Origin of the sequence: Catellatospora sp. KI3, from assembly GCF_029948125.1 — a bacterium.
Lineage (GTDB): Bacteria > Actinomycetota > Actinomycetes > Mycobacteriales > Micromonosporaceae > Catellatospora.
In genome coordinates this window covers 90,134-116,147 of the sequence record NZ_JASAMB010000018.1, presented here as the reverse complement: position 1 = coordinate 116,147, position 26,014 = coordinate 90,134, and the positions used below count along the sequence as shown (strand labels likewise).

The following is a 26,014-nucleotide window of genomic DNA, read 5'->3' as shown; positions in this document are numbered from 1 at the left end:
CCCCACCCCTCCCAAGGAGCACGCACATGAACCGAAGGATCCTGGCGGCCGCCGCCGGGGCGCTCGTTCTGCTGCTCGGCACCGCCGGCACCCCCGCTCAAGCCGGGGGCCGCCACGACGGTTTCGTCACCCGCAGCGGCAGCGACCTGAAGCTGGACGGCAAGCCGTTCCGCTTCGCGGGCAGCAACAACTACTACCTGATGTACTCGTCGCAGGCGATGGTCGACGACGTCTTCGCCCGCGCGCAGGTGTCCGGCCAGACGGTGCTGCGCACCTGGGGCTGGCTCGACATCGGCAACGCCGACGACACCGGCTCGGTCTCGGGTAAGAAGAACGGCGTCTACTTCCAGTACTGGGACGGCGCGAAGCCCGCGTACAACGACGGGCCGGACGGGCTGCAGCGGCTGGACTACGTGATCTGGAAGGCGGGTCGCAGCGGCGTCAAGCTGATCATCCCGTTCACCAACAACTGGTCCGACTTCGGCGGCATCGACCAGTACGTCCGCTGGGCGGGCGCCGACAACCACGACGACTTCTACACCGACCCGGTCATCCGCGGCTGGTACCGCGACTGGATCACCCACCTGCTGACCAGGGTGAACCCGCTGACCGGGCTGGCCTACCGCGACGACCCCACGATCATGATGTGGGAGCTGGGCAACGAGCCGCGCTGCAAAGGCTCCGGCCTGTACCCGCCGTCGGCGCAGTGCACCCCGGCCACCCTCACCACCTGGGCCGACGAGATGACCCGGCACGTCAAGAGCGTCGACCGCAGGCACCTGGCCGGCGTCGGCGACGAGGGCTTCTACTGCGACGACGCGACCTCCGCGGACTGGACCGTGAACTGCGGCGAGGGCGTCGACTCCAACGCGCTGGCCCGGCTCGCGGCAGTCGACGTGGTCTCGTACCACCTGTACCCGGACGGCTGGGGCAACCGCACCGCGCAGTGGGGCACCGACTGGATCGCCCGGCACACCCGCGACGCCAAGCTGGCGGGCAAGCCGGTCATGGCGGGCGAGTTCGGCTGGCGCGAAAAGGCCAGCCGCAACCCGACCTACCAGGCCTGGACCGGCGCCGCCTCGCGCGACGGCGGCGACGGGTTCCTTTACTGGATGCTCAACGGCGTCCAGGACGACGGGACGATGTACCCGGACTACGACGGTTTCACCGTCGCCTGCCCGAGCCCGGTGTGCCAGACCATCACCAACGCCGGGAAGATCATCAGCTCGGGCGTGCGCACGTTCCCGCCGGTCGCCGACCACGACACCGCCGTGGTGCCGTACGGCGAGGCGGCGACGCTGAGCCCGGCGGCCAACGACATCGCGTACCAGACGCACGTGCGCGCCGACCGGATCGACCTCGACCCGGCCGTCGACGGCCGCCAGACCGGCCGCACCGTCACCGGCGGCACGTTCGCCCTGGACGCGGCCGGGGTGGTCACCTTCACGCCGGAGCAGGGGTGGAGCGGGAAGGCGACCGTCTCGTACACCATCCGCGACACCGCCGCCCGGCTGTCCAACCCCGCCGACATCACGGTGACCGTGCTGCCCGACCCGACCGCCGCGATCCCGCTGGCCTCGTTCGAGACCGGGGTCGACGGGTGGGCGGCGGGCAGCTGGCAGGCCAACGCGGGCACCCTCAGCCCGCAGACCGCCTTCGTCACCGACGGCGCGGCGGGGCTGCACGCCGACGGCGCCGACGGCGGGTGGTTCGGGGTGTCGTTCCCGGCGGCGGTGGACCTGTCCGGCAAGTCGTACGTCAAGTACGACCTGCGGACGTACGCCGCCGGCACGTCCACCAGCATCGTGCTCCAGGCCGGGCCGTCCTGGACCTGGTGCCAGGGCCCGTTCAACTGGGTCAACCAGGACACCGCCCGGTCCATCGTCGAGGTCGACCTGCACAGCGGCCTGTCCTGCGACCCGAGCCTGCTCAACGAGGTACACGCCATCTACCTCTGGATCAGCCCCGGCTCCTTCGACCTGGACCACGTCCGCGCCGAATAACACCACCCGGTGACACCAGCCGCCCACAGTGGTAGCCGGCTACGACACCAGCCGACCGCGGCGGTGGCCGCCACAGCGAAAGCCGGCTACGGCGGTAGCCGACCGCGGCGGCATCAGCGGATACGGGCCGGGAGTCTGCACTCCCGGCCCGTATTCGCCACGCTTGTTCCGGCATCGGGTATTTTCGCCTGGTGGCCGGGGCATCGGGTGGATCTTCGTGCGCGATGATCGCAGTCTGCGGTCAGTTGCTCGGCTATAAGCCCCTGATTTGTCCACTGGCGGCGATCATCACCGGGAGAGGACCCTAAGATCGCGATCTCCGGTCACTTTCCTGCACGGCTTTGGCGCCGAAACCCGGTTTCTGACCGCAGGCGCTGATCACCACCGGGCGGCGCCGCCAAGATCGCTACCAGCGGTCATTTCCTGGCTGTGAAGTGCGGGAAATGACCACAGGTAGCGATCTTGGCGGCGCCACGCGCCAGGTGCCGCGGGTCCCGCGCCACGGGTTCCGCGCCACGGGTTCCGCGCTAAGTGCGGGCGGTGGTGTGGTGTCAGGCGGGGACGGGGAGTGCGATCGTGTGGTTGGTGTGGGTGACCTTGGCGAGGAGGTAGTTGAGGTTGTCGGGGGCGGCGTGGACGCCGGTGGGGACCACGTCGGCGACCTCGATGCCGTGGTCGCGCAGCTGGCTGGGCTTGTCCGGGTTGTTGGTGAGCAGGTCGACGCGTGGCACGCCCAGGGCGCGCAGCATCTGCGCGGCCGCGGTGTAGTCGCGCTCGTCGTCGCCGAAGCCCAGGGCCCGGTTCGCGGCGTACGTGTCCAGGCCGGTGTCCTGCAGCGCGTACGCGTCGAGCTTGGCGTACAGGCCGATGCCGCGGCCCTCCTGGCGCAGGTAGAGCAGGTAGCCGCCGCGCTCGGCGATGCGCTGGACGGCTTCGCGCAGCTGGGGCCCGCAGTCGCACCGGGCGGAGCCGAAGACGTCCCCGGTCATGCACTCGGAGTGGGCGCGGACGAGTGGCGTCGGCGCGCCCCGGTGGTCGCCGAGGCCGAGCGCGATGTGCTCCTTGCCGTCGGCCAGGCCGGTGAAGGTGAAGACCCGGGCGTCGACGGTGAATCCGTCGGGGAAGCGCAGCGGCACGGTCACCTGCGTACGGATGCCCAGCTGTTCGGTCATGGTCACCAGCTCCAGTGCTGTCGGGCCGGGCCGCGGAAGCGGCGGTCCGGTACATGATTCATGAAGGATCAAGGGGTCGACCGCATTCCCGCATCCGGTGATGTGCCGTTGTGATGTGCGCCGCGCGGGGGCGGTCCCGGCGCCGGGCTTCGTGAAAAGGCGAAGAAGTCTCGTGGTGGCTCTTCTGGGTGTGACCTGCGCCGCGTACCATCCGCGACCATGACCGTGTCCCCCTCTCCGTCCCAGGTCAGCGCCGCCGAGCGGCCGCTGCCCGGGGGCGTGCGCGCCGGCTATGCGCTGGGCTCGCTGGCCACCGGTGCGTTCGGCACCGTGCCGGGCCTGCTGCTGCTGCCGTACCTGACCGACAATCTCGGCGTCGCGGCGGGCTTCGCCGGGCTGCTGGTGCTGCTGCCCAAGGCCTGGGATGTGCTGATCAACCCGGTGGCCGGGCGGGTCTCCGACCGGACCGTGTCGCGCTGGGGTGCCCGGCGGCCGTACCTGCTGTTCGCCGGGCTGGGCGTGGCTGTGCTGTTCGCGCTGATGTTCGCCGGTCCGTTCGGGACGGGGGCGGCGGCGCCGGTGTATGTCGCGGTCGCGTTCCTGGCGACGGCGACGGCGTACGCGTTCTTCCAGGTGCCGTATGTCGCCATGCCCGCTGAGATGACCGAGGACTACAGCGAGCGGACCCGCCTGATGACCTGGCGGGTCGCGGTGCTGGCGATCGCGATCCTGGTGTCGGGTGCGGTGGCGCCGATGGTGGTGAACAGCACCGGCGGGGGTGTCGCCGGGCACCGGTGGATGGGGCTGTTCGTGGCGGCGCTGATCGTGGCCGGGTCCCTGGGCGCGTTCTTCGGTACGGCGAAGGCGCCGACCGGGCGGGTGACGGAGAGCGAGCCGTCGCTGCGGGCGCAGCTGGCCGTGGTACGGGCCAACCGCCCGTTCACCGTGCTGCTGACCGTGTTCGTGGTGCAGTCGGTGGGGGTGGCCACGATGCTGGCCGGGGTCAAGTACCTGGCCGACCACGTGCTGCACCGCCCGGAGGACGGGCCGACGCTGCTGTTCGCCTGCTTCGTGGGTCCGGCGCTGCTGGTCATGCCGCTGTGGAGCCGGGTCGGCGCGCGGCTGGGCAAGAGCCGGTCGCTGGTGCTGGCCTCGGTGCTGTTCGCGGGCGGGGCGCTGGCGCTGGTGCTCGCCGGTTCGGTGCCGCCGGTCGTCGCGTACGTGGTGACCGGCCTGATCGGCGTCGGGTACGCCGGCCAGCAGGTGTTCGCGATGGCGATGCTGCCCGACTGCGTCGCCTACGACGCGGCCCGCACCGGCCGCCGCCAGGCGGGCGTGTTCACCGGCCTGTGGACGGCGGGGGAGACCCTGGGCCTGGCTCTGGGCCCCGGCCTGTACGCCCTGGTCCTGCAGCTCACCGGGTACGTGTCCTCCGACAGCGGCACCGCAGTGGCGCAGTCGGACACCGCCCGGCTGGGCGTGCTGCTCGGCTTCACCGTGGTGCCGGCGCTGCTGGTGGGACCGGTGGTGCTGCTGCTGCGCCGGTACGACCTGACCCCGGAGCGACTCGCATCGGTGCAGGTCGCGGCGGATACCACCGCAGCAGATAGGGTGCCCGCATGATCGACGCATTGCCGCCCCAGGGAATCCCCGCCGAGCAGGTGCTCGCCGAGCTGCGCGGACTGCGCTCGGCCGACCTGCCCACGCACGGCGGCCGCCTGTTCGCCTACGTGTACGACCCGGCCCGGGCCGGGCTGGACCAGCTGGCGATGTCGGCGTACGCCCTGTCGGCGCACGTCAACGGCCTGGACCCGACCGCCTTCCCGTCGCTGCTGGCCACCGAGAACGCGCTGGTCGCGGCGGCGGCGAGGGTGCTCGGCGCCGGTCCGGGCACGGCCGCGCCGGACGTGGTCGGCTCGGTGACCAGCGGCGGCACCGAGTCGCTGATCCTGGCGGTGAAGACCGCCCGCGACGCGCACCCCGAGATCGCGCACCCGCGCCTGGTCATCCCGTCGACCGCGCACGCGGCGTTCGCGAAGGCGGCGCACTACCTGGGCGTCGAGCTGGACCTGGTGCCGGTGGACCCGGTGACCTGCGTGCCGGACCCGGCCGCGGTCGCCGCCGCGATCACGGCGGAGACGGTGCTGGTGGCGTGCTCGGCGCCGTCGTACGCGCACGGGGTGGTCGATCCGGTCGGGCAGATCGCGGCGATCGCGGCGCAGCGGGGCGTGCGCTGCCACGTGGACGCCTGCTTCGGCGGCTGGGCGCTGCCGTTCCTGCGCCGGATCGGGCTGGACATGCCCGCGTTCGACTTCGCGGTGCCGGGCGTGACCAGCATGTCGGTCGACCTGCACAAGTACGCGTACACCCCCAAGGGCGTGTCGGTGCTGCTGCACCGCGACGCGAGCCTGCGCCGCCCGCAGTACTTCGCCTTCGCCGACTGGCCCGGGTACACGATGATCAACCCGGTGATCTCGTCGACCCGCTCCGGCGGGCCGATCGCGGCGGCGTTCGCGACGCTGCGGCACCTGGGCGACGAGGGCTACCTGGAGCTGGCCCGGCAGACCCGCGACGCGGTGACCGGCCTGGCCGCGGCGGTGGCCGCGACCGACGGGCTGCGGCTGCTGACCCCGGCCGACTACACCGTGGTCTGCCTGACCTCCGACGATCCCGAGCTGGACCTGTTCGTGCTGGCCGACGAGCTGGCCGCGCGCGGCTGGCACACCCAGCCGCAGCTGCCGTTCGAGGGCATCCCGGCCAGCATCCACCTGACCGTGACCGCGTCGGTCGCGCCGCAGGTGGCGCAGTTCGGTCCGGCGCTGGCCGAGGCGGCCGCGGCGGCGCGGGCGCAGGGCCCGGTCCGGCTGCCCGAGGAGCTGCTGGCGATGGCGGCGCACCTGCAGCCCGACCAGCTCACCCCGGAGCTGGTCGGCGGCCTGGCGGAGAGCCTCGGGCTGGGCGGGGAGCCGGGTGCGGCACCGCGCCTGGCGGTGGTGAACACGGTGCTGTCCGCCGCCCCGCCGCGGCTGCGGGAGCGGCTGCTGGTCGAGTTCGTCAGCCTGCTGCAGCGTCCGTCCTGGTAGCCGTCCGACGCTTATACGCGACGTGGGCGCGACTCCGCCATCACCCGGATCGCGGAGCCGCGCCCAACTATTCACCAATACGCCTGCCATAACCTGACACTCGGCTCCCGAGCAGCGACGACGGCTCTACATTGGCCTTTTCGCCACCCCATTCAGGGAGCCGGTAAGTGCGAATTCTTCATATCGTGGCGACCCCTCGCGGCGAGCAGTCCCACACGCTGCGGATCGCGCAGGAGTTCATCGACGCCGTGGTCGAGGGCGACAGCGGCGTCGAGGTCGACGTGATCGACCTGTACCGCCACGACCTGCCCGCGATGGCGGGCGACAACATCGAGGCCAAGTACACCCTCATGGTCGGCCGTCCGATCGACCGCAACCACGCCGAGTCGTGGCGCGAGATCGAGTCGCTGATCGAGCACTTCACCTCCGCCGACGCGTACGTCATCACGGCGCCGATGTGGAACTTCGGCATCCCGTACGCGCTGAAGTACTACATCGACTGCGTGGTGCAGCCCGGCTACCTGTTCCGGTACGACGAGACCGGCACCCCGGTGCCGATGGTGACCGGCAAGAAGATGGTCTGCGTGACCTCGCGGGGCGGCGACTACTCGCCCGGCGGTTACCTGCACGCCCTCGACTTCCAGGAGCCTTACCTGCGCACGGTCTTCGGCTTCGTCGGCATCACCGACGTGGCGTTCGTCAACGCCCAGCCGATGGACATCACGCCCGACCTGCGCGAGGCGGCGCTGACCGCGGCGCTGGCGCAGGCGCGGGAGCTCGGCGCGTCGTTCCTGCCGCGAGCGGATGCGCTGGTCTGACCTGAACGGGCGCGCTCACACCTGCTGGGGTGTGGCTACACCAGATGAGGTGTGAGCGCGCGAGGTCGTCGGTCTGCCGGCCGCGCCGGGCTACCTGCGCTGGTTCAGCAGCAGGCAGGTCAGGCGGGCGGTGCAGATGCGCTGCTCTTCCTCGTCGGTGATGACGATCTCGTACGTCACCACGCTGCCGCCCCGGTGCAGCGGGGTCGCGACCCCGGTGACCAGGCCCTCGCGCGCGGCCCGGTGGTGGGTGGCGCTGATCTCCACGCCGACCGCGAACGGCCGCCCGATGGTGGCGCCGTGCAGGCTCGCCCCGATCGAGCCCAGCGTCTCGGCCAGCACGCACGAGGCGCCGCCGTGCAGCAGCCCGAACGGCTGCGTGTTGCCCTCTACCGGCATCGTGGCGACCAGCCGCTCCGGCGTCGCCTCCAGCAGTTTCATGCCCATCCGGTCCGCCAGTGCGCCGTTCATGCCGCCGGCGGGGTCGAACTCCATCTCCATCCGCCGCACGCTACACGCCGGACGGAGCAACGGCCCTGGACACCGTTTCGGGGAAACCGCCGCCTCCGGGGGAGCGGAGGCGGCGGTTTCCCCGAAACGGTGCTACGGGTGCGGGAGGGGAGTACGGGGGTGGTGCCAGCCGTCACGGAGCCGAGCCGCGGCGGTGGCCCAGGGTGGCCACGCCGACGATCCAGCCCACGAACAGGCCGTAGATCGCGCCGGTGCCCGCGGCCTGGAAGCCGCCGAGCAGGGACGCGTCCGAGCGGATGAACGCGGTCAGCAGACCGGCCAGCGCGCCCGCGAAGATGTAGCCGGACCAGCCCGCGATCAGCTGGCTGAACGTGCCGCGAGCGGCACCCAGCTGCGCACCGGTGGTCAGGGCGAGGAAGAGCGCGGTGAAGACCACCACCAGGATCGCCTTGAGGTCCGCGGCGAGCACGTCCTGCACGGACGAGTCGGCGTCGAAGCTCCACGCCGGCCACGCGAGCAGGTTGAGGAACCAGCCGCCCGCGGTGTTGGGGTCGGCGTTGTCGTGCGCCCAGTCCCGGTAGACGGGGCTGCCGAAGACCAGCACCAGGATCAGCGCGGCGATGACGCCCGCACCGGTCGCGGTGCGGTATCGCGAAGCAGTGAGTACCATGCCGCCCCGATAGCCGTACCCGGCGATCGGTAAACTCGCCTGCCCAATGTGTCCTAAAGATGCTTCTTGCCCGGGCGCACAGCGGACGTGCGCCCGAGACGGCGGGGGTCAGGGGGTGCGTCGCTGTACCGGCGGCTGGCTCTGATGGCGGCCGGCGCTCATCTTGGCGGCCAGGTACACGAAGATCATGGCCAGGATCAGCTGGATGATGTGGCGGATCCAGTCGATGCCCTTGGTCTCGCCCACGCCGAGCCAGGTGGCGATGATGCCGCCCAGGGTGGCGGCCAGGATGCCCACCAGCACCGTGGTCAGCGCCGAGATGTTCTGGCGACCGGGCAGCAGCAGCCGACCCAGGTAGCCGACGATGGCGCCGCCGATGATGCCCCAGATGATCGAGCCGATCATGTACGCCTCCCGTGATCATGCCTGCTCCTGGCCAGTATCGACCTGGTTCGGCGGCGTCCGGGGAGGTTCGCCGATAATCGCCCGGCCCGGCGTCAGCGCCTCGGCAGCAGCACGCAGGCGGGCGCGGCCACACCGACCTCGGCCCCGGTGGGCGCCGGAACGCCCGTGCGCGGATCGACCCGCAGCACGGTCACCGAGTCGCCCTTCTGGTTCGCCACATAGATGAGGTCATCGACCTGGGCGAAGTGGCGCGGCCACCGCCCGCCCGCGGGCGCGTCGGCCACCGGCACCAGCTTCGCGCCGTCGACGGCGAACACGGTCAGGCAGTCGGGTCCGCGGTTGGCCAGGTAGACGAACCGGCCGTCGGCCGAGCACTCGATGTGGCTGGGGTAGGTCCGCTCCTGCTCGGGCAGGGTCAGCGCCGCAGCATAGACGTGCTCGGGGCGCAGCACGCCGTCCGCGATGGTGCAGCCCACCACGGTCGCGTCCAGTTCGCCCGCGACGAACACGCCCCCGTCGGGGTGCGCGGTCAGCCAGCGCGGGCCCATCCCGGCCGGGAACGCCACGGCGTCGGCGTGGTGCAGCCGCCCCTGCGCCACCGTGTACCGGACGACCTGGTCGGTGCCGAGGTCGGTCACCCACAGCACGTCGCCCAGCCACTGCGCCAGGTGCGCGTGCGCGGCCTCCTGGCGCTCGGGGTCGGGGCCGCTACCGCTGTGCCGGACCAGGTCCCGCGGCTCCGGTGTGCCGTCGGCGGCGAGCTCGAACAGCGCCACCGAGCCGCCGCCGTAGTTGGCCACCGCCAGCCAGCGGCCGGTGGCGTCCACGCTCAGGTGGCACGGCTCACCGCCGGTCGGTCGGGTGGCCAGGTGGGTCAGCGCGCCGTCGGGGCCCACGGCGTAGGTCAGGACCTCGCCGGCGAACTCGCTGGCCGCGTACAGCCAGGGGCCGGTGGGGTGCCAGGCCAGGAACGAGGTGTCGGTGGCGGGGGCGTCGCCGTGGGGCGCCCGGGTGAGGGCCCCGGTGTCCGGGTCGCGGTGCCAGCCGGTGATCCCGGGCACCCCCTCCTCGGTGTACGCGCCGATGTAGACGAGTTCGTGCCCGGTCATCGCCATGCCGGGCAGTCTATTACGCCGTCCGGAGTCGAGATCCACCCGGTCGGAGCTGAGCTTTTCTCGTGTGTCGCATTGACACATCGACATGACTGCGAAAGGTTTCCTCCGGACATGGAAACGTATGGGGAGACGTGATGACCGATATCCACCCGGTGCAGGGGCGACACCGGTACCTCATCGTCGGGGCAGGCCCGGCGGGCCTGCAGTTGAGCTACTACCTGCAGCAGCGCGGCTGCGACTACCTGACCCTGGAGCGTGAGGCGGCCCCGGCGGCCTTCTTCCGGCAGTTCCCGAGGCACCGGCGCCTGATCTCCATCAACAAGGTGCACACCACCAGCACCGATCCGGAGATCCGGCTGCGCTGGGACTGGAACTCGCTGCTGCACGAACCGGCCGACCTGCCGTTCCCGAAGTACAGCGGCGAGTACTTCCCGCACGCCGACGACATCGTGCGCTACCTGGAGGACTTCGCCGTCCACCACGACCTGCGGGTCCGCTACGGCACCGACGTGACCCGCGTGGACCGCGACGGCGACGGCTTCCTGGTCCACACCGGCCAGGGCACGTACGCGGCCGAGTGCGTCATCATGGCGTCGGGCTGGCAGCGGCCGAACGTGCCGCAGATCAAGGGCATCGAGCACGTCACCGGGTACGAGTCGATGGAGACCGACCCGGCCCACTACGCCAACCAGCGGGTGCTCATCCTCGGCAAGGGCAACTCGGCGTTCGAGACCGCCTCGTCGATGCTCGGCCATGCCGCGATGATCCACCTGGCCAGCCCGCGCCCGCTGCGCCTGTCCTGGAACACCAAGCACCCCGGCGACGTACGCGGCCACCACGGCGCGGTCCTGGACAGCTACCAGTTCAAGACGCTGCACTCGGTGCTCGACTGCACCATCGACGAGATCAGGCCGCTGGACAACGGCAACCTCGAGGTGCACCTGACCTACACCCACGCCGACGGCGAGACCGCCGTGATGGAGTACGAGTCGGTGCTGCGCTGCACCGGCTTCGCCATGGACACCTCGGTCTTCGGCGCGGACTGCCGGCCCGACCTGGTGGCCAGCGGCCGCATGCCGACCACCCGCCCCGACTGGCAGTCCACCAACGTGGACGGGCTCTACTTCGCGGGCACGCTGGCCCAGGACCGCGACTTCAAGAAGGCGTCCTCCGCCTTCATCGACGGCTTCCGGTACAACCTGCGCACCCTGACCGCGCTGCTGGTCGAGCGGTACGAGCAGACCCCGCTGCCGCACGACGCCGTCGCCGCCGACCCGACCGTCCTCACCGATCTGGTGCTGGACCGGATCAACTGGAGCTCGGCGCTGTGGACCCAGTTCGAGTTCCTGGTCGACGCGCTCGTGGTGGACCAGGAGACGGGCCAGGTGCGCCACTACGTCGACCTGCCCGAGGACTACGCGGTCAGCCGCTTCGCCGACGAGCCGCACTTCTACACGTTCGGCCTGCGCTGGGGCCGCGACGAGTACGGCGACGTCTTCGCCATCGAGCGCCACCCCCAGCCGGACCGGGCCAGTGAGAGCGCCTTCATCCACCCGGTGGTCCGGCGCTACCGGGGGACGACCCGCGTCGAGGAGCTGCACCTGCTGGAGGATCTGCTCGCCGAGTGGCGGCGGCCGGAGCGGCACGTCGACCCGCTCCGCGAGTTCTTCACCACCCAGCTCCCGCGCGCTTGAAACAGAAGGAAGGGCCCCTTCTCATCGCTCTGCGACGTAGAAGGGGCCCTTCTTCACCCGGCGGCCCGAAGGCGGCGGGCCGGGGCGGACTCACAGGCGCACCATCACCTCGGACAGCGGCTTGCGGGACAGGTCCGGCACGCGGACCTCGTCGGCGGGGAAGCCCACCGGGATCACCACGCAGGCGCGCTCCTCCGCCGGACGCTGGCACACCTCGTTGAGGAACCCCATCGGGCTCGGCGTATGCGTCAACGTGGCCAGCCCGGACAGGTGCAGCGACGTGATCATCATGCCGACCGCGATGCCCACCGACTCCTTGACGTAGTACGGCTTCGGCGAGTTCGGGCCCTTGTGCACCTCGAACACCACGATCACGGCCGGGGCCGTCTCCAGGAACGGCTTGCGCCAGTCGGTGCCCATCGGCGCGACGGCCTCCAGCCACTCCGTCGAGGCGCGCCGGGAGTAGAACGCGCGCTCCTCCGCCTCGGCCGCCTCGCGCAGCATCCGCTTGCGCACCGGGTCGGTGAGCACGACGAAGCGCCAGGGCTGCAGGTTCGCGCCGCTGGGGGCGCTGGCCGCGGCCCGGATCGCCTCCTCGACCACGCCGGCGGGGATCGGTTCGGCGGAGAAGTCGCGAATGGAGCGCCGGCTCACCATCCGGTCGGCGAAGCCCCGCGCGGTGCGGGCCATCGCGGCGTCGGACTTGCGGCGTACCGGCAACGGCACGGTCGCGATGCTGGTCATGGCATACCTCCCGAGGGGAGTGGGCTGCGAACCAGCATCGCGTACGCGCATACGAGCCGAGTATTGCCAAAAAGCTCTTTACGTCAGCCGGCGGTGTGCTCGGCGAGGTAGTCGACGACGTCGGTCAGCTTGCCCTGCCGCCGCTGCGCGGCCCGCTGCCGCTGGGCGCCGATGCCGCCGTGCCGCAGCGACGCCAGCCACCCGGTGACCGACTCGGCGTCGCCGTTGGCCGCCAGCACCGGACCGACCTCGGCCAGCATCCGGTCGACCAGCTCGAACGCGGGCGTCAGCCGCCCGGTGCGCAGATCGAGCCCGTCCCCGCACAGCCCGTCCCGGGCCGCCCGCCAGTACGCCGTCCGCATCAGCTCGCCGGGGATCTGCGGGCTGGCCGCGCCCTCCTCGACCCGGGCCGACAGGTGCGCCACCAGCGCCCGCACCAGCGCGGCGTACAGCGCCGACTCCTCGGCGGTGATCGGCACGTCGGCGACGCGGACCTCCAGCGTCGGGTGGCTGGCCGACGGGCGCACGTCCCAGAAGACGGTGCCCCGGTCCACCAGCGCCCCGGCCGCCAGCAGCGTCTCCACCACCTCGTCGTAGTGCGCGGCCGAGGCGAACTCCGGCGGCGGGCCCGCCACCGGCCAGCGCGGCCAGGTCATGGTGCGCCAGCTGGCATACCCCGAGTCCCGCCCGTCCCAGTACGGCGAGTTCGCCGTCAGGGTCAGCAGCACCGGCAGGTACGGTCGCAGCTGGTTGCTCACCCGCACCGCGTGGTCGCGGTCGGGCAGCTCGACGTGCACGTGCAGGGCGCAGATGGCCAGCTCGTCGTGCAGCCCCCGGAACGACTCCTGCCCGCGCGTCTGCCGGGGACCCTGCGTCATCGGGGGCGGCAGCGTGGCGCCGAGCACGGGCGTGCCGGAGGCGATCACCCGTACCCCCAGGTCGCGGGCCTGCTTGCAGACCTCCGTGCGCGCCTGGCGCAGCTGGTCCAGCACCTCGGCCGCGCTGGCGCACGGCTCGGTCCGGGTCTCCAGCTGCCAGGTGGTGATCTCGCCGGAGACGCAGCCGCCCAGTTGCGGCCTGGCCGCGTCCACGACCTCCTGCGCCCGGGGCACCGGCCCCCGGGTCAGCGGATCGACGACGAGGAACTCCTCCTCGACCCCGAACCGCGGTGCGCTGCCTGTGCCCATGCGGCCATGCCCTCTCGCTCGCGACCCGGCCGCGCATGCCGCGACCGGCGCGAGCGTAACCGCGGTCACCCCCGCGACCCGCCACAACGCGCCGACCGTTGCCAAATTGGACGGATGGCGCGCCGCCAGGTGGTGGAGGGGAGTTGGGAAGGGGCCCTTCCGCTACGGAATGCGATAAGAAGGGTCCCTTCCTTACCTCAGGGGCGGGGGTGGCGGGCGGGGGTGGTGAGGATGCGGTCGATGAGGGCGGCCAGGAGGGCGGTGCGGGGTGCCAGCTGGCTCACGTCCACCCACTCGGTCCGGCTGTGCGAGCCGCCGCCCACCCCGCCCAGCCCGTCCAGGGTGGCCACGCCCACCGAGCCGGTGAAGTTGGCGTCCGAGGCGCCCGGCGCCCAGGCGCCCTCCGGCTCGGGCTGGCCGAGCGCCCGCGCCGCCTCCTGCGCCAGCTGGAACAGCGTCTTGGTCACCTCGGGCTGCAGCGGGTACCGGTTGACGCCGCCGCCGACGGTGAGCACCGCGTCGGCGAGCCGGGGCGTGATCGCGTGGATCATCCGGTCGACCCGGTCCAGTTCGGCGGCGGTCCAGGCGCGCACGTCCACGGCCAGGGCCGCGCTCTCGGGCACCACGTTGGTCATGGTGCCCGCGCTGAGCACGGTCGGGGTCACGCTGGTGCCGCCCGCGGCCAGCGCCTGCACCGCCAGCACCTGGTGGGCCAGCTCGACGGCGGCGTTGACGCCCCGGTGCGGCTCCACCCCGGCGTGCGCGGCCCGGCCCTTGACCGAGATCCGGTACACCGAACCGCCCTTGCGGGCGATCTTCAGGGCGCCGGACTCGGTGCTCGGCTCGCCGACCAGCACCGCGCGCGAGCGGGCGGCCTGCTCCTCGATCAGCGGCCGGGACGTCGGCGACCCGGTCTCCTCGTCGCAGGTGAGCAGCAGGCCGACCGAGGAGGTGTCGCCGAGCAGCTCCAGCGCGGTGAGCTGCTGCACGATGCCGGACTTCATGTCGCACACGCCCGGCCCGCTGGCGATGCCGCCGGTCACCGCGTACGGCCACTCCTCGACCGTCCCGGCCGGCCACACCGTGTCGTAGTGGCCGAGCAGCAGTACCCGCTGGTCGGTCGCGGGCCACAGCAGGTGCGGCAGGCCGTCCACGCTGATCCGCCGGGCCGGGCGGCCCAGGATCGCGGTGCCCCACTCCTCCAGCAGGTCCGCGCAGCGGGACAGCCGCGCGGTGTCACCGGGTGGGGACTCCAGGGACACCAGCTCGCGCAGCCGGTCATGCAGCACCTCGGTCCGGGCCAGTGCCCCATGGCGTATCGCATCGGCATCGGTCACCGGAAAAGCGTCGCACCGGACGATCCGGGCCAGCCATACGCAACCGTGCGCGTCGGCAGAGCCGCTGGTAGTGCGGCCCGGCCGGGCCGCCGCACGATCGGAGTGGACGCGGCCCCCTCCGATCAGGCAGGATACCGAGGCCGACTGTCGCGTTAGGATTGTCGCGAGTGAATCGATCGCGGGCGGATTAGGAGAGTGACGTCATCGCACACATCGACCTTGGCGTGGACGAGACCCAGGTGCCTGGCATCAGCGGGCCGATGCGCTACCGCCCCGAGACGGCGGCACCGCTCAACGCACTGGCCGAGGCGCTGCTGCGGGCGCCGCACCCGACCCTGACCCAGGGCGAGCGCGAGCTGATCGCGGCGTACGTCTCCGGCCTCAACGACTGCGACTTCTGCTGCAACTCGCACTCGGCGTTCGCGGCCGCGTGGCTGCCGGAGGGGATGGAGCTGGTCCGCCAGGTCCGCACCGACCTGGCCACCGCCCCGATCAGCGACAAGCTGCGCGCGCTGCTGCACGTGGCCGCCGCGGTGCAGGTGAGCGGCCGCAAGGTCACCACCGAGCTGATCGACGCCGCCAAGGCCGAGGGCGCCACCGACCTGGAGTTGCACGACACGGTCCTCATCGCCGCCGCGTTCTGCATGTTCAACCGGTACGTCGACGGTCTGGGCACCTACGCCCCGACCGACCTGTCGCAGTACGACGCGACCGCCCGCCGCATCGTCGAGGTGGGGTACGGCAAAGGCGTGGTGTGAGCCCGGCGCGGTTGTCCCGAACCCCGCCCGGCTAGGGCAGCCTGACTTCGAACCGGCAGCCCTCGCCTACGTTGTGCACCTCGACGCGGCCCCCGTGCGCCTCCACCAGACCACGCACGATGGCCAGGCCCAGACCCCCGCCGGCAGTGTCGCCGGCGGGGGTCCGCGCTTTCGCGCCCCGGAACGCCACGTCGAACACCCGGGGCAGGTCGGTGTCGGTGATGCCGCCGCAGGTGTCGGCGACCGCGAGCCAGCCGCCCTCGGCGTCCCGGCCGCCGGTGACGGTCACGGTGCCCTCCGACGGCGTGTAGCGGATGGCGTTGAGCAGCAGATTCGCCACGATCCGGGACAGCTCCGGCTCGCTGGCGCGCACCAGCGGCCAGCTGCCGGGCTCGGTCACCAGGCGCACGTGCCGGGCCGCGGCCAGCGGCGCGGCCGCGGCGACGGCGTCGGAGACCACCTCGCCCAGCGGCACGTCCACCGGCGACAGCCGCAGCGCCCCGGAGTTGATCCGGGACAGCTCGAACAGGTCGTCGACGAGCGCCGCCATCCGGTCGGTGCCGGTACGGATGCGCCGGTGGTACTCGGCGACGGTGGCCGGGTCGCTGACCACGCCGTCCTCCAGCGCCTCGGCCATCGCCCGCATGCCCGCCAGCGGCGTACGCAGGTCGTGCGACACCCAGGCGACCAGGTCGCGGCGGCCCGCCTCGACCTGGCGCTCGTGCGCGCGGGCGTCCTCGGCCCACATCGCCGAGCGGGCCAGCCGCCGCCCCAGCCACCAGCCGATGGCCAGGCTGACCAGCCCTGCCAGCGGCACCACGATGAGCAGCACGGTCAGGTCGTGCGGCGAGATGAACATGCCCCCGGCCGCCGCGAACACCCCGGCGAGCGTCGCCAGCACGGTCACCGCGAGCAGCACGCAGATGTTCAGCGTGATCGAGCGCCGGTGCAGCAGCCGCAGCAGCAGCGCGCCGGGCAGCCACACCACCGCCGCGCCGCCCAGGGCGGCCACCAGGAGCAGCAGTACGTCACGCACCGCCGCCGCCGGCCGGTTCGTAGCGGTAGCCCACGCCCCACACCGTCTGGATGCGGCGGGGCGCGGCCGGGTCGGCCTCGATCTTCTCGCGCAGCCGCCGTACGTGCACGGTCACGGTCGACTGGTCGCCGAAGGTCCAGCCCCAGACCGACTCCAGCAGCCGGTCGCGGCGCAGCGCGACGCCGGGGTGCGACATCAGGAAGACGAGCAGGTCGAACTCGCGTACGGTCAGCGCCAGCTCCGCCCCGGCCAGCTTCGCGATCCGCGCGACCGGGTCGACCCGCAGGTCGCCGTCGACCAGCAGGGGCGCCGCGGCCGGGGCCGGGGAGGTCCGGCGCAGCACCGACCGGGCCCGCAGCACCAGCTCGCGCGGCGAGAACGGCTTGGTCACGTAGTCGTCGGCGCCGAGCTCCAGGCCGAAGACGCGGTCGGTCTCCTCGCCGAGCGCGGTCAGCATGATGATCGGCACGGGCGCGGCGCCGTCGGCGCGCATCCGGCGGCACACCTCCAGCCCGTCCACGCCGGGCAGCATCAGGTCGAGGATCACCAGGTCGGGCCGGTGCCGCCGGTACGCCTCCAGCGCACCCGGCCCGTCGGCCGCCAGCTCCACCTCGAACTCGGCGTGCTCCAGGTAGCGGCGCACCACGTCGCTGACGGTCGGATCGTCGTCCACGACGAGCACACGGGTGGCCATAGCGCGAGCGTACGGCGTGATCGGCCGGGTGGCCCGCCCTCGCCGCCGACCGTACCCTTACGATCCGCGAACGCGGGGATCCGCCGCACCCGGAGCTCGGGTTAGCGTTTGCGCGAAGGGTGGGAGAACAGAGTGGGACGTTTGAAGCAGCTGCTGCGCAATCCGCTGTACCAGGTGGGGGCCGGGGTGGTGGTGCTGGCCCTGGCGCTGGGCCTGTACTTCGTCGGCCCCTCGAAGCTGTTCGACCCGGGCACCTGGAACGACGGCGCCACCGAGGCGGCCGCCGACGGCGGGCCCGGCGGCGCGGCGGCCTCCCCGGCGCCGGGGCAGGTGCCGGCCCAGGATCCGCACAAGACCGTCGCCGTGGTCGTCGCGCAGGGCGAACTGGTGTCGCAGGAGCAGGCCGGCAAGGGCGTCGTCGAGGTGGTGTGGCTGCCCGACGGCCGTTACCAGGTCATCCTGCGCGACCTGGTCACCTCCGGCGGCTCGGACCTGCGCGTGTGGCTGTCCGACCAGGCGGTGCGGCCGGGCAAGGACGGTGCGCGCGTGTTCGCCGACGGCAAGCACGTGGAGCTGGGCAAGCTCAAGGGCACGAGTGGCACGCAGGTCTATGAGGTGCCCAGCGGCGTCGATCCGAAGACCTTCCGCAGCGTGGCCATCTGGAGCCAGGGCTCAGCCTTCTCCCTCGCCGCCGCGCCGCTGCAAGCCTGAGGACCGGGTCACCGGTTGCGGTGACCCGTATCCCGGTTGTTGATGGTTGCGGCGGAAACGACATGATATGGCTGCATCGACATATGCGAGTTGCGCAGCCTATCGTTCTCACCATGGCGAAAGCACGTACGGTGACTGGGCTCGGGATCATCGCCACTGCGGCGCTGGTCCTCGTATTCGGCAACCAGCCTTTCGTGGAGTGGGTACACAACCACACCAACCCGGACAGCGCGTGGGGCTGGTTCCTGCGGGTGCTGACCTGGCCGCAGTGGGCGTTCGGTCCGGTCGACGGCTCCAGCAGGGCCATGCGCCAGCTGCTGGCCAACGACCTCCGGGCACTGCTGCTGATCCTGTTCGTGGCGTTGATCCTCGGGGTGGTCGCGAAGGCCGTCAGCGGGGGCACCGCCGGATTCTTCCTGGGCTGGTCCGCGCTGATCTTCGCATCGGCGCTGGCGGCCTTCCTCACCTCCTTCATCATCGCCAACCCGACCCTGGTGGGGGCGTTCCAGACCGCGGCCGGCGGCTCTGCGTACGGCCTGTTCGCCGGGTGGATCGTCGGCGCCGTCACGGCCACGGCCAAAGCAGCGTAGGCGCGCCACCTTCCCGAGGGCCCGGTATCCGCTCGGACCGGGCCTTCGCCGCGTCCGGCCGCAGGTCGCCCTGCCCGCCGCGGCCGTCCCTGGATCTTCACAAAGTCGTGAACACACGAAACCTTGTTATGATCACTCACGATGAGCGATGACGTGACGCGTGACGAGGACGGTGTGCGCCGCTCGGTGGAGCACATGGCGATGATGCTCGCGGACATGGGCTTCCCCCGGATGGCCTCGCGGGTGCTGCTGACGATGATGGGCGCCGAGGAGTCCTCGCTGAGCGCGGGGGACCTCGCCGAGCGGCTCGGGGTGAGTGCGGCCGCGATCTCGGGCGCCGTCAAGTACCTGATGCACCTGGGCTTCGTCGTGCGCGACCCCGTGCCCGGCTCCCGGCGCGACTTCTACCGCCTGCCCGCCGAGCCCTGGTACGGCGTGACCATCGCCAAGCGCAGCTTCTACGGGCAGTTCTCCGACGAGGCCGACAAGGTCATCGCGGCGGCGGGCGGTGAGGGCACCGCGGCGGGGGAGCGGGTGGCCGACATGCGCGACTTCTTCCGCTTCGTCGAGGACGAGCTGGGCACCGCTCTGCAGCGCTGGCAGGAGCAGCGCATGCGGCAGCGCTGAGCCCGGCCCACCCTCGGCTTGTTTCGACCGCAGGGGGCGATCTCCGTCCCGAGATCGCTCCCTGCGGTCGAAACGACGGGTTGAAACCCGCCTTCCGACCGCAGCGGCTGATCTTCGGGCGAGGGTCGGGCCGGGACTTTCGGAGCGCAGGGGCAATCTGGGCGCCTTGATCGGCGTCGGCGGTCGGAAACTCGGGTCCCTGTGGAGGGTGTGACCGCGCACGCTGATCTTCCGCTGGGGCGCGGTCGGAGCGGGCGCCGGGCGCGAGTTCGCGGCGCGGACTTTCTCGGCCGTCGCCCGCCCCGGCGCCGTCCCGGCGCATCAGCGCAGCTCGGAGCCAAGAACCACAACGACCGACCTCACCATTGAAGATCAACGTTCTGGCGGCTTCTCTCGAACTTCTGAATGATCAAACAAAAGTTACGAAGAATCCGCTAGAAGCTATGGACGGGATCGGCGAAAGCTCGTAACCTGTGCGACACAACACATTCGCTGTCGTCCGAACAGGTGAAAGGTGGCCGGATGAGCCTCGCCCGAGCGCTCTGGGATCCGCTGCACGTGCGCGTGCTGCGGCTGCTGCGCGACGAGGGCGCGCTCTCGCGCGCGGAGCTGGCCGACCGGCTCGACATCCCGCGGCCGCGCCTGCTGGCCGAACTGGACCGGCTCGTCACCGGCGGCCAGGTCGCCGAGGCCGGTCCGGCCGAGTCGCGCGGCGGGCGCCGCTCGACCCTGGTCGAGCTGAACCCGGGCATGCGCTTCGCCGGGGTCGACCTGGGCGCCACCTCGATCGACGTCGAGGTGACCAACGGGCGGCTGGAGCCGGTGGCGCACTACAGCGAGGTCGCCGACATCCGCAGCGGTCCGAAGGTGATCCTGCAGCGGGTCAACGAGCTGCTGGCCAAGGCCAAGGTGGAGGGTGCGTTCACGCACCTGGACGGCATCGGCATCGGGGTGCCCGGTCCGGTGAGCTTCCGGGACGGGGTGCCCGTATCACCGCCGATAATGCCCGGCTGGGACCGGTATCCCGTGCGCGAGCTGCTGACGCGGGAGCACGGGTGCCCGGCGGTGGTCGACAACGACGTGAACATCATGGCGGTGGGGGAGCGGCACGGCGGCGTGGCCCACTCCGTCGACAACTACCTGTTCCTGAAGATCGGCACCGGCATCGGCTGCGGCATCTTCCTGTCCGGTGAGGTCTACCGGGGCACCGACGGGTGCGCGGGCGACATCGGCCACATCCAGGTGGACGCGAACGGCCCGGTCTGCACCTGCGGCAACATCGGTTGCCTGGAGGCCGTGTTCAGCGGTGCCGCGCTGGCCCGCGAGGCCACTGCGGCGGCCCGCTCGGGCGCCTCGCCGGCACTGGCCGAGCGGCTGGCCCAGCACGGTGTGGTCACCGCGACGGACGTCGCGGTGGGTGCGATCGAGGGCGACGTCACCTGCGTGCAGCTGATCCGCGACGGCGGGCGCCGGGTCGGCACGGTGCTGGCCGGGCTGGTCAGCTTCGTCAACCCGTCGATGATCGTCATCGGTGGCGGCCTGGCGCAGCTCGGGCACATCATGCTCGCGGAGATCCGCAGCGTGGTGTACCGGCGCTCGCTGCCGCTGGCCACCGGGAACCTGCCGCTGGTGCTGTCGGAGCTGGGCCCGCGCGCCGGTGTCGCCGGTGCGGCGGTGCTGGCCAGCGAGATCGCCTTCGAGCAGGCGTCATGAACATCCGGAGCGTGGCCGCGTGGCGGCGAAGCGAGGAGCGGGCATGAGCGAGTTGCTGATGGACGCCCCGGCGTCGGGTGCGCAGGAGGCCGGTGAGGTCGTGCTGCGGTTGTCGGGAGTGGTCAAGACCTTCCCTGGCGTACGCGCGCTCGACGGCGTCGAGCTGGAGGTGCGCGCCGGTGAGGTGCACTGCCTGCTGGGTCAGAACGGCGCGGGCAAGTCCACGCTGATCAAGGTGCTGGCCGGGGTGCACCGCCCCGACGAGGGCCGGGTCGAGTGGCTGGGCGAGCAGGTGTCGTTCGGTTCGCCGCAGGCCGCGATGAAGGCCGGGATCGCCACCATCTACCAGGAGCTCGACCTCGTCGACTACCTGAGCGTCGCCGAGAACGTCTACCTCGGACACGAGCCGCGCAGTCTCGGGTTCGTGCAGAAGGGGACGGCCGCGCGGCAGACCCGCGAGCTGCTGGGGCGGCTCGGGCACGGCGAGATCCCGGCGCGGCGGCTGGTCCGCTCGCTGCCCGCGGCGGGCAAGCAGATCGTCAGCATGGCCCGCGCGCTGTCGCACGAGGCCAAGCTGATCATCATGGACGAGCCCAGCGCGGTGCTGGCCCATGACGAGGTCGGCAACCTGTTCCGGATCATCCGGGAGCTGACCGCGCAGGGCATCGCGGTGGTCTACATCTCGCACCGGCTGGAGGAGATCCGCGAGATCGGCGACCGGGTCACCGTGCTCAAGGACGGGCGCACCTCCGCGGTGAACCTGCCCGCGCGGACCACCCCGACCCGTGACCTGGTCAGCCGGATGACCGGCCGCTCCATCGAGTACGTCTTCCCGCCCCGGGCCCAGCAGGAGCCGGGCGAGAAGGAACATGGCTCGTCCCGGCCCGCCGCCGCTCAAGCGGCGGGCCAAGGGACTCCCCACGTTCCTCTGCTTACGGTGCGCGGGCTGGGGCGCACCGGCGAGTTCGCCGACGTCGACCTGGACGTGCGCGCCGGGGAGATCGTGGGCATCGCCGGGCTGGTCGGCTCGGGCCGGTCGGAGCTGCTGGAGACGGTGTTCGGGGCGCGTACGCCCGATGCCGGGACGGTGGCCGTGGGCGGCCGCCCGCTGCCGCCGGGCAATGTCGCCGCGGCGGTGCGGGCCGGGCTCGGCATGGCGCCCGAGGAGCGCAAGAGCCAGGCGCTGCTGCTGGGCGAGCCGATCTACCGCAACATGACGCTGACCACGTTCAGCGGGTTCGCCACGGCCGGGTTCACCGACGCCGGGCGCGAGCAGGCCGAGGCGATGAAGATCGCCGACCTGCTGGAGCTGCGCCCGCGCGACGTGCGGCGGGCCGTGCGCACCCTGTCCGGCGGCAACCAGCAGAAGGTGGTGGTCGGGCGCTGGCTGCTCGGCGGCACCCGGCTGCTGCTGCTGGACGAGCCGACCCGGGGCGTCGACGTGGGCGCCCGGGCGGAGCTGTACCAGGTGATCCGCGGCCTGGCCGACCAGGGCGTCGGCGTGCTGCTGGTCTCCAGTGAGGTGCCCGAGGTGCTCGGGTTGTCGGACCGGGTGCTCGTGATGCGGGAGGGCCGGGTAGTGCACACGGCCCCCGCCGAGGGCCTGGCCGAGGAGGACGTTCTCGATCTCGTGATGGCGGGCTCGCTCACCGCCACTGACGAACGTACTGAGGAGCAGGCGTGAGCTGGTGGAGAGATGAGGCCCGGGAGCCGCTGCGGCGCAACCTCGGGCTGGTCGGGGTGCTGCTGGCGCTGTTCGCCATCGGCGCGTTCATCCGGCCCGAGCTGTACGGCGACCCCAAGTGGGTCACCAACAACGTACTTGTGATCATGACGCAGGCCGCAGCCGTCGGCGTGGTGGCCATCGGCATGACGTTCGTGATCATCGGGGGCGGCATCGACCTGTCCGTCGGCGCGCTGATCGCGCTGTGCGGCGTGTGGGCCACCACCTACGCCACGCAGAGCTACGGCACCGTCGGCATGATCTTCACGGCGCTGGCCGTCGGGATCGGCGCGGGCGCGGTCAACGGCCTGCTCGTGGCGTACGGCAAGCTGGTGCCCTTCATCGCCACCCTGGCCATGCTGGTCGCCGCCCGCGGTCTGGCCGCCCAGATCTCCGGCAAGCAGACGCAGATCTCCAACGACGCGTTCATCAACAGCATCGCCACCACGCGCATCCTCGGCATCCCGATGCTGGTCATCATGCTGCTGGTGGTGGCGGCCCTGGGCTGGGTGCTGCTCAACCGCACCACCTTCGGGCGGCGCACCATCGCCGTCGGCGGCAACCCGGAGGCGGCCCGCCTGGCGGGCATCAACGTCCGCGGACACACCCTGGCCCTGTACGCGCTGTCGGGCCTGTGCGCCGGCATCGCCGCCATCATGCTCACCTCCCTCGCCACCTCGGCCCAGGCCGCAGCGGCCGACCTGTACGAACTCGACGCGATCGCCGCGGCGATCATCGGCGGCACCCTGCTCTCCGGCGGGCGCGGCACGATCGTCGGCTCGCTGCTCGGCGTGATCGTGTTCTCCACGATCACCAACCTGTTCGCCATCGCGAACCTGCCCACCGAGGTCCAGAACATGGTCAAGGGCGCGATCATCGTGACCGCCGTCCTGGTCCAGCAGTTGCGGTTCGACTCCGTCACCAAGTTCGCCCGCAGGCACGGATTGACCCGTGCGGGCGCACCGCCCGAGGCGGCCGCGGCAACACCCGCTCCATAGGACCGAAACCCGCTCACCCTGCTCCACCTGGGGCGACTGTCGCGTGCGACAGCCGCTTGACCGAACACACCCTCGTGACGACCAGGAGGTCGTAAATGACCAAGCAGAACCCCGACGTGTCCCGCCGTCGCCTGTTCCTCGGCGCGGGCGCGGTCGGCGCCGGTGCCCTCCTCGCCGCCTGCACCAGCAACGAGGCGCCGCCCGCCGTGGCGCAGACCAAGGGCGCCGACAACACCAACCCCAACGCCGCCGCGGGCAAGGCCGTGACCATCGGCTTCTCCGCCCCGGCCGCCGACCACGGCTGGATCGCCGCGATCACCAACAACGCCAAGGCGCAGGCCGCGGCGTACTCGGACGTGACGTTCAAGCAGGTCGAGGCAGGCAAGGACGCGGCCGCCCAGCGTGCCGCGCTCGACACCCTGATCGCCGAGAAGCCCGACGTGATCGTGCTGCTGCCGCACGACGGCAAGGAGCTCAACGCCTTCGGCCTCAAGGCCATGGAGGCGGGCATCCCGGTCGTCAACCTGGACCGCGCCTTCCCGGACGCGCTGGCCTACCGCCTGCAGATCAAGGGCGACAACTACGGCATGGGCGTGGCCGCCGGCCACTACATCGGCAAGACGCTCAAGGCCAAGGGCGTGGCCAGCCCGGTCATCGGCGAGATCGCCGGCATGGACGAGCTGGAGCTGACCCAGGAGCGCAGCCAGGGCTTCGCGGCGGCGCTGAAGACGTACGGCTTCACCGTCGCGAACCGGCGCGCGGCCCGGTTCACCGCCGACTCCGGTCAGAAGGAGGCGGCGAACATGCTCCAGGCGCTGCCGAAGATCGACGCGATCTGGAACCACGACGACGACCAGGGCATCGGCGTGCTCGCCGCGATCACCGCGGCCAGCCGCAGCGAATTCTTCATGGTCGGCGGCGCCGGCTCCAAGAAGGCGATCGAGGACATCGCCGCCGACAAGACCGTGCTGAAGGCGACGGTCACCTACAGCCCGTCCATGGCGTCGTCGGCGATCTCGCTGGCCCGCCTGCTGGGCCAGGGCCGCGGCATGGCCGACCTGGTCGAGCTCGCGGTGCCGAAGGAGATCATCCTCGCCTCGGAGACGATCACCAAGGAGAACGCGAGCTCGTACCTCAAGCTCGGCTTCTGATCGCAGCCTGGTCACTGATCCAAGAAGGAGCCCCACCCCGTGTCCACTTCAGACAGAGAACTGCGGATCGGCATGGTCGGCTACGCCTTCATGGGCGCCGCGCACTCCCAGGCGTGGCGTACCGTGAATCGCGTCTTCGACCTGCCGCTGCGGGTCCGGATGGCGGCGGTGGCCGGCCGCGACCAGGAGAAGGTCGCTGCAGCCGCCGCCCGCCTGGGCTGGGACGACCACGTCACGGACTGGCGCGAGCTGATCGCGCGGGACGACATCGACGTGATCGACGTCTGCACCCCGGGCGACAGCCATGCCGAGATCGCGATCGCCGCCCTCGCCGCCGGCAAGCACGTGCTGTGCGAGAAACCCCTCGCCAACACGGTGGCCGAGGCGAAGGCGATGGTCGCGGCCGCGGACGCGGCGCGGGCGCTGGGCGTACGCACCATCTGCGGGTTCAACTACCGCCGGGTTCCGGCGGTCACGTTGATGCGGCAGATGATCGAGGCGGGACGGCTCGGCACCATCCGCCACGTCCGCGCCGCCTACCTGCAGGACTGGATCATCGATCCGGAGTTCCCGCTGGTCTGGCGGTTGCAGCGGGAGCGGGCCGGGTCGGGTGCGCTGGGTGACATCGGCGCGCACATCATCGACCTCACCCAGTACGTCACGGGTCAGTTGATCGCCGGCGTCAGCGCGGTGACCGAGACCTTCATCACCGAGCGGCCGCTGCCGGGGGAGGCCAGCGGGCTGGCTGCCTCCACCGGCGGCGGTGCGCTCGGGAAGGTCACCGTCGACGACGCCGCGGTCTTCACCGCGCGGCTGTCCGGCGGGGCCATCGCGACGTACGAGGCGAGCCGGTTCGCGACGGGGCGCAAGAACGCGCTGCGGGTCGAGATCAACGGCTCGCGGGGGTCGCTGGTGTTCGACCTCGAGCGCCTCAACGAGCTGGAGTTCTACGACAACGACCGGCCCTCGGCCGAGCAGGGCTTCACGAAGATCCTGGTCACCGAGCCGGAGCACCCGTACCTGGCGGCCTGGTGGCCGCCCGGCCACATCATCGGGTACGAGCACTCCTTCACCCACCAGATGCGCGACTTCGTCCAGGCGATCGCCGACGGCACCGACCCGGCCCCGTCGTTCACCGACGCGCTGGGCGTGCAGCTGGTCCTCGACGCGGTGCAGCGCTCCGCCGACACGGGCTCCTCCTGGACCCCGGTGGAGCACGTCACCGGATAGACGTGGCGGGGCCCGGCCGGACGCCGACCGGCCGGGTCCCGTCACCCACTACGTAGCACGTCATCGCACCACCCTTCGTCCCGG

General features: G+C 71.7%; 24 protein-coding genes. 14 read left to right on the top strand and 10 right to left on the bottom strand.

The features are described from left to right. The first annotated feature begins 26 nt into the window (after nucleotides 1-26). A complete protein-coding gene (locus tag QEZ54_RS25955) occupies nucleotides 27-2,003 on the top strand; it encodes a cellulase family glycosylhydrolase (RefSeq protein WP_281307325.1) in 1,977 nt (658 codons plus the stop codon). Between the two features lie 551 nt (nucleotides 2,004-2,554). Here the strand turns inward: QEZ54_RS25955 and ribA are convergent. Further along, a complete protein-coding gene (gene ribA, locus QEZ54_RS25950) occupies nucleotides 2,555-3,175 on the bottom strand; it encodes a GTP cyclohydrolase II (protein ID WP_281307324.1) in 621 nt (206 codons plus the stop codon). Between the two features lie 279 nt (nucleotides 3,176-3,454). Here ribA and QEZ54_RS25945 point away from each other — a divergent pair, with 279 nt between their 5' ends. The 3 genes from QEZ54_RS25945 (at nucleotide 3,455) to QEZ54_RS25935 (ending at nucleotide 7,076) form a co-directional block, all read left to right on the top strand. Continuing rightward, nucleotides 3,455-4,798 carry an MFS transporter gene (locus QEZ54_RS25945; protein WP_281307387.1) on the top strand — a complete coding sequence of 448 codons (1,344 nt, stop codon included), beginning with the start codon at nucleotides 3,455-3,457 and terminating at the stop codon, nucleotides 4,796-4,798. Beyond that, nucleotides 4,795-6,258 (top strand): aminotransferase class V-fold PLP-dependent enzyme, encoded by a 1,464-nt coding sequence (locus QEZ54_RS25940; protein WP_281307323.1) that lies wholly within the window; start codon nucleotides 4,795-4,797, stop codon nucleotides 6,256-6,258. The genes QEZ54_RS25945 and QEZ54_RS25940 overlap by 4 nt, the downstream gene beginning before the upstream one ends. A 167-nt stretch (nucleotides 6,259-6,425) precedes the next feature. Further along, complete coding sequence (locus QEZ54_RS25935) at nucleotides 6,426-7,076, top strand: NAD(P)H-dependent oxidoreductase (RefSeq protein WP_281307322.1); 651 nt, start codon at nucleotides 6,426-6,428, stop codon at nucleotides 7,074-7,076. A gap of 90 nt (nucleotides 7,077-7,166) precedes the next feature. On the opposite strand, the gene QEZ54_RS25930 is transcribed toward QEZ54_RS25935, so the two are convergent. From QEZ54_RS25930 to QEZ54_RS25915, 4 genes are all read right to left on the bottom strand, one after another. Further along, a complete protein-coding gene (locus QEZ54_RS25930) occupies nucleotides 7,167-7,577 on the bottom strand; it encodes a hotdog fold thioesterase (protein ID WP_281307321.1) in 411 nt (136 codons plus the stop codon). 142 nt (nucleotides 7,578-7,719) lie between these two features. Then, entirely contained in the window at nucleotides 7,720-8,217 is a 498-nt protein-coding gene (locus QEZ54_RS25925; RefSeq protein WP_281307320.1) for a hypothetical protein, read from the bottom strand. Nucleotides 8,218-8,325: 108 nt separating this feature from the next. Further along, nucleotides 8,326-8,622 carry a GlsB/YeaQ/YmgE family stress response membrane protein gene (locus tag QEZ54_RS25920; protein ID WP_281307319.1) on the bottom strand — a complete coding sequence of 99 codons (297 nt, stop codon included), beginning with the start codon at nucleotides 8,620-8,622 and terminating at the stop codon, nucleotides 8,326-8,328. 92 nt (nucleotides 8,623-8,714) lie between these two features. Beyond that, nucleotides 8,715-9,737: a lactonase family protein gene (locus QEZ54_RS25915; RefSeq protein ID WP_281307318.1), complete on the bottom strand. Its 1,023-nt coding sequence runs from the start codon at nucleotides 9,735-9,737 to the stop codon at nucleotides 8,715-8,717. Nucleotides 9,738-9,871: 134 nt separating this feature from the next. On the opposite strand from QEZ54_RS25915, the gene QEZ54_RS25910 reads away from it, so the two are divergent. Continuing rightward, nucleotides 9,872-11,431, top strand: a complete 1,560-nt coding sequence (locus QEZ54_RS25910; protein ID WP_281307317.1) for an NAD(P)-binding domain-containing protein — start codon at nucleotides 9,872-9,874, stop codon at nucleotides 11,429-11,431. A gap of 90 nt (nucleotides 11,432-11,521) precedes the next feature. Here the strand turns inward: QEZ54_RS25910 and QEZ54_RS25905 are convergent, their stop codons facing one another. From QEZ54_RS25905 to QEZ54_RS25895, 3 genes are all read right to left on the bottom strand, one after another. Beyond that, on the bottom strand, nucleotides 11,522-12,175 hold the full coding sequence (locus QEZ54_RS25905; protein ID WP_281307316.1) for a nitroreductase family protein: 654 nt from the start codon (nucleotides 12,173-12,175) through the stop codon (nucleotides 11,522-11,524). 83 nt (nucleotides 12,176-12,258) lie between these two features. Then, a complete protein-coding gene (locus QEZ54_RS25900) occupies nucleotides 12,259-13,362 on the bottom strand; it encodes a glutamate--cysteine ligase (RefSeq protein WP_281307315.1) in 1,104 nt (367 codons plus the stop codon). Nucleotides 13,363-13,559: 197 nt separating this feature from the next. Continuing rightward, entirely contained in the window at nucleotides 13,560-14,699 is a 1,140-nt protein-coding gene (locus QEZ54_RS25895) for a M20/M25/M40 family metallo-hydrolase (protein WP_281307314.1), read from the bottom strand. A 203-nt stretch (nucleotides 14,700-14,902) separates the two neighbouring features. Here QEZ54_RS25895 and QEZ54_RS25890 point away from each other — a divergent pair, with 203 nt between their 5' ends. Then, nucleotides 14,903-15,457 (top strand): carboxymuconolactone decarboxylase family protein, encoded by a 555-nt coding sequence (locus QEZ54_RS25890; RefSeq protein ID WP_348650573.1) that lies wholly within the window; start codon nucleotides 14,903-14,905, stop codon nucleotides 15,455-15,457. A gap of 31 nt (nucleotides 15,458-15,488) precedes the next feature. Here QEZ54_RS25890 and QEZ54_RS25885 read toward each other — a convergent pair whose 3' ends face one another. Together QEZ54_RS25885 and QEZ54_RS25880 are read right to left on the bottom strand one after the other, a co-directional pair. After that, nucleotides 15,489-16,493: a HAMP domain-containing sensor histidine kinase gene (locus tag QEZ54_RS25885; RefSeq protein WP_281307312.1), complete on the bottom strand. Its 1,005-nt coding sequence runs from the start codon at nucleotides 16,491-16,493 to the stop codon at nucleotides 15,489-15,491. Continuing rightward, the gene (locus QEZ54_RS25880; protein ID WP_281307311.1) at nucleotides 16,486-17,187 is read right to left on the bottom strand and encodes a response regulator transcription factor; all 702 of its coding nucleotides are present in this window, start codon (nucleotides 17,185-17,187) and stop codon (nucleotides 16,486-16,488) included. The genes QEZ54_RS25885 and QEZ54_RS25880 overlap by 8 nt, the downstream gene beginning before the upstream one ends. A gap of 132 nt (nucleotides 17,188-17,319) precedes the next feature. On the opposite strand from QEZ54_RS25880, the gene QEZ54_RS25875 reads away from it, so the two are divergent. From QEZ54_RS25875 to QEZ54_RS25840, 8 genes are all read left to right on the top strand, one after another. Next, nucleotides 17,320-17,898, top strand: a complete 579-nt coding sequence (locus QEZ54_RS25875; RefSeq protein ID WP_281307310.1) for a DM13 domain-containing protein — start codon at nucleotides 17,320-17,322, stop codon at nucleotides 17,896-17,898. A 113-nt stretch (nucleotides 17,899-18,011) separates the two neighbouring features. Further along, nucleotides 18,012-18,488: a hypothetical protein gene (locus tag QEZ54_RS25870; RefSeq protein WP_281307309.1), complete on the top strand. Its 477-nt coding sequence runs from the start codon at nucleotides 18,012-18,014 to the stop codon at nucleotides 18,486-18,488. A gap of 141 nt (nucleotides 18,489-18,629) precedes the next feature. After that, on the top strand, nucleotides 18,630-19,115 hold the full coding sequence (locus QEZ54_RS25865; protein WP_281307308.1) for a helix-turn-helix domain-containing protein: 486 nt from the start codon (nucleotides 18,630-18,632) through the stop codon (nucleotides 19,113-19,115). 522 nt (nucleotides 19,116-19,637) lie between these two features. Next, nucleotides 19,638-20,828 (top strand): ROK family transcriptional regulator, encoded by a 1,191-nt coding sequence (locus QEZ54_RS25860; RefSeq protein ID WP_281307307.1) that lies wholly within the window; start codon nucleotides 19,638-19,640, stop codon nucleotides 20,826-20,828. 43 nt (nucleotides 20,829-20,871) lie between these two features. Beyond that, nucleotides 20,872-22,512, top strand: a complete 1,641-nt coding sequence (locus QEZ54_RS25855; protein WP_281307306.1) for a sugar ABC transporter ATP-binding protein — start codon at nucleotides 20,872-20,874, stop codon at nucleotides 22,510-22,512. Continuing rightward, on the top strand, nucleotides 22,509-23,549 hold the full coding sequence (locus QEZ54_RS25850) for an ABC transporter permease (protein ID WP_281307305.1): 1,041 nt from the start codon (nucleotides 22,509-22,511) through the stop codon (nucleotides 23,547-23,549). The genes QEZ54_RS25855 and QEZ54_RS25850 overlap by 4 nt, the downstream gene beginning before the upstream one ends. Before the next feature lie 95 nt (nucleotides 23,550-23,644). Next, nucleotides 23,645-24,700: a substrate-binding domain-containing protein gene (locus tag QEZ54_RS25845; RefSeq protein WP_281307304.1), complete on the top strand. Its 1,056-nt coding sequence runs from the start codon at nucleotides 23,645-23,647 to the stop codon at nucleotides 24,698-24,700. A 39-nt stretch (nucleotides 24,701-24,739) separates the two neighbouring features. Continuing rightward, complete coding sequence (locus tag QEZ54_RS25840) at nucleotides 24,740-25,930, top strand: Gfo/Idh/MocA family oxidoreductase (protein WP_281307303.1); 1,191 nt, start codon at nucleotides 24,740-24,742, stop codon at nucleotides 25,928-25,930. The last annotated feature ends 84 nt before the right edge of the window (nucleotides 25,931-26,014 follow it).